This is a genomic window from Aquibium sp. A9E412 (assembly GCF_030398335.1).
In the GTDB taxonomy this organism is placed as follows: Bacteria; Pseudomonadota; Alphaproteobacteria; order Rhizobiales; family Rhizobiaceae; genus A9E412.
The window spans coordinates 1-3,285 of the sequence record NZ_JAOAOP010000126.1; the positions used below are offsets into that span (position 1 = coordinate 1).

Below are 3,285 nucleotides of genomic sequence, written 5' to 3' on the forward strand. Positions count from 1 at the left end.
GACGAGCGGCGCCGCCTCGAGGCCGCCGTGGCCGCGGCCGAGGCCGCGCTCGCCGAGCGCCTGGCGCAGGCGCATGCCGCGGAGCTGGAAGCCGAGCGCGCCCGCCACGCCGCCGAGGTCGAGGACCTGCAGCGGGAGACCGGCCGCCTGGCCGGCGAGGCGATCGCCGCCGGCCTTGCCGCGATGGAGCAGCGGCTGACCGACATGGCCACGGCGGTCGCCGCGCGCATCCTCGGCGCCGCGCTGTCGGACGACCTGCAGCGCCGCGCGGTCGACCGGCTGGCGCAGGTGATCCGCGACGCGATGGCCGACCGCGAGGCAGTGCGCGTGCGCGTCAGCGGCCCGGCCGCCCTGATCGAGGCGCTGAAGCCGGCGCTCGGCGCGCACGCCGCGCAGGTCGACTTCGCCGAGACCGCCGGCCTCGACCTCGCCGCGCAGATCGACGACAGCCTCTACGAGACCCGGCTCGCCGAGTGGGCCGAGGCCGTCACCGAAGCCCTGTCATGAGCGACGAGCGTGACGACCACCACGACGAGATCGTCATCGTCCGCCGCGGCGGCGACGGCGACGAGGACGGCCATCACGGCGGCGTGTGGAAGATCGCCTACGCCGACTTCATGACCGCCATGATGTGCTTCTTCCTGGTGATGTGGCTGATCAACGCGGCCAACGAGGAGACGCGGGTGGCGGTGGCGAGCTACTTCAACCCGGTCAAGCTCACCGACCGCAGCACCAACCGCAAGGGCCTCGACGACGCCGGCAAGGGACCGCAGAACGCCAACATCGAGGAATCCCCGGAAAAGGCGTCGGACCAGCCGGTCGGCTCGCGCGACGAGAACTCCGGCCCGCAGGACAACCAGCACTCCGCCGAACGCGACGAGCAGCGCCGCTTCTCCGACGAGAACCTGTTCTCCGACCCCTACGCGGTGCTGGCCGAGATCGCCGCGGAGACCGGCGAATTGCAGAACGTGTCGGACAAGGGCGAAGGCGGCGCGCAGCTCGCCGGGCCCTCCTCCGGCGCGTCTGGCGGCGATTCCTACCGCGACCCCTTCGCCCCCGATTTCTGGTCGCAGCAGGTCGAGACGCCGCGCGACGGCGTGCAGGGCGATCCCGACGAGGCGCGCGAGAACCCGCTCGGCGGCGACGTGCGGGCGCTCGAGACCGGCCCCTACCACCTGTCGCCGGACGGCGACGTCCTCGACGACGAGATCGCCGCGCTCTACGAGCCCGTGCCGCCGGTCGAGCCGGTCGAGCCGCAGGCGCCGGCGGAGACCGCCGACAGCGGCCCCTCGGCGAGCGAGCGGCTGGCCGAGGAGATTGGCGCGGAGCTGGCCAGCGCGCTCGCCGGCGAACCGATCTCGAGCGGCGTGACGGTGGCGCCGGGCGACAGCGGCGTGCTGATCTCCATCACCGACGACATCGCGCACGGCATGTTCCCGATCGGCTCGGCCGTGCCGCGCCGCGACCTGGTGGTGGCGATGGAGAAGATCGGCCGCACGCTGGCCGGCCGCCGCGGCCAGGTGCGCATCAACGGCCACACCGACGGCCGGCCCTTCCGCTCGGCCGACTACGACAACTGGCGGCTGTCGACCGCGCGCGCCCACGCCGCCTACTACATGCTGGTGCGCGGCGGCCTCGACGAGGCGCGCGTCACCGAGGTGGCCGGCTTCGCCGACCGCCGGCTGAAGCTGCCCGACGAGCCCTATGCCGACGCCAACCGGCGCATCGAGATCCTGCTCGAGGTGCCCGAGTGAGACGCCTCGGCCTGGCGGCGCTGGCGCTCGCCGGCCTTCTCGCCGGCGCCGGCGGCACGGCCGCCGCCGACCTGCAGCCCTACCAGATGATGCGCTCGCTGCAGCTCGTGCAGGACCGCATCGCCGAGGGCGACCATGCCGCCCTGCCGATGCAGCGCAAGCTGCTCGAGCTCGTCGACCAGCGCCTGCTCGACGCCGACCCGTCGGTCTTCGACGACCGGCGCAACTTCCGCGCGCTGCTCGTCTACGCGATGAGCGGCGGCAATCCGAAGACGGTCGAGATCCTGCTGTCGCGCCTCAAGCTCGAGGACGCGGAGAAGCGTCTCGGCTACGGCATCGTCAGCTATCTCAAGGGCGAGTTCGCCAAGGCCCGCATGCTTCTGGCCGGGGCCGACCCGCGCCGCCAGCCGCCCGGCCTCGGCGCCTTCGTCGGCCTGGTCAAAGGCGCGGTGACGACGCGCGAGGACCCCGCCGCCGCGCTCCGGCTGTTCGACCTGGCGCGGCTGATGGCGCCCGGCACGCTGGTCGAGGAGGCGGCGCTGCGCCGCTCCGTCTCGCTCGCCGCGACGCTCGGCGACGGCGAGCGCTTCGCCCGCGCCTCGGGCCAGTATGTGCGCCGCTTCCTGCGCTCGCCCTATGCCAGCCAGTTCGCCGAGGCCTTCGTGGCGGCCATCGTGGCGCTCGACGGCAAGATCGAGCTGGCGACCGTCGACGCGGTGGTGTCGGGCATGAGCGAGGAGCAGGCCGGCGTCATCTATCTGCGCCTGGCCCGCAAGAGCGCCATCGACGGCTACGATGCGCTGCTCGACTTCGCCTCCGCGCGCGCCGCCGAGCACGCCCGCCGCAACGGCGTCGAGGACGACCCGCGCGCCACGCTCTACGCCAGCATCGCCTCGGTCACCTCGCAGAACGTCGTGGCGGTTCTGGAAACGCTCGAGGGGATCGACCGGCGCCGCCTGTCGGCCGCCGACCGGCGGCTGCTCGACGCCGCGATCGGCATCGCCCGCGAGGTGCTGTCGGCACCCGCCGCGCAAGAGCCGGCCGCCGCGGCGGCCGCCGACGACGGCGCAGCGCCGGAAGCGCCCGCCCGGCCGGTGGCCGCCGGTGCCGCGGCCGACGCGGCAAGCGCCGCGCAAGGCGAAGCGGCGATGAAGACGCCAGCCATGCCGCCGGACCTGCCGCCGGCGGTGGCGGACACCCAGCGCTTCGTCTCCGACGCCCGCAACCGGCTCGAGGAGATCGACGCGCTGATCGAGGAAAACAAGCCATGACCCAGAGCGTCGCCACCCCGTCCGCCGGCCTGCGCGCGACCGCGCCGGCGCCGGCCAAGCCGCGCGCGGGCACTGCCGCCGACACGGGTTTCGCCGCGGCGCTGCGCGGCGAGGCGGCGCGGCCGGCGCCCGCCCGCGCGGACGCCGAGGCGAATGCCGCAGCGGACCGCCGGTGCGAACCCGCGCGGCACGCCGCCCCCGCCGGCGACGCGACACCGCCGCACGACCGCACAGGGGAAAAGGCCGAGACGGCGGAGGCC

Annotated in this window: 3 protein-coding genes and 1 pseudogene; all 4 read left to right on the plus strand. The window is 74.6% G+C overall.

The genetic code is table 11. The features are described 5' to 3' along the window. Positions 1 to 507, plus strand: a 507-nt coding sequence (locus N1F89_RS20440) for a hypothetical protein (RefSeq protein WP_290086335.1), incomplete at its 5' end; no start/stop codon positions are given. Then, positions 504 to 1,754 carry a MotB family protein gene (locus N1F89_RS20445; protein ID WP_290086337.1) on the plus strand — a complete coding sequence of 417 codons (1,251 nt, stop codon included), beginning with the start codon at positions 504 to 506 and terminating at the stop codon, positions 1,752 to 1,754. The genes N1F89_RS20440 and N1F89_RS20445, both read left to right, overlap by 4 nt. Next, entirely contained in the window at positions 1,751 to 3,025 is a 1,275-nt protein-coding gene (locus N1F89_RS20450; protein WP_290086338.1) for a chemotaxis protein, read from the plus strand. The genes N1F89_RS20445 and N1F89_RS20450 overlap by 4 nt, the downstream gene beginning before the upstream one ends. Then, a pseudogene (locus N1F89_RS20455) lies at positions 3,022 to 3,285 on the plus strand (hypothetical protein); the annotation flags it as partial. The gene N1F89_RS20450 and the pseudogene N1F89_RS20455, both read left to right, overlap by 4 nt.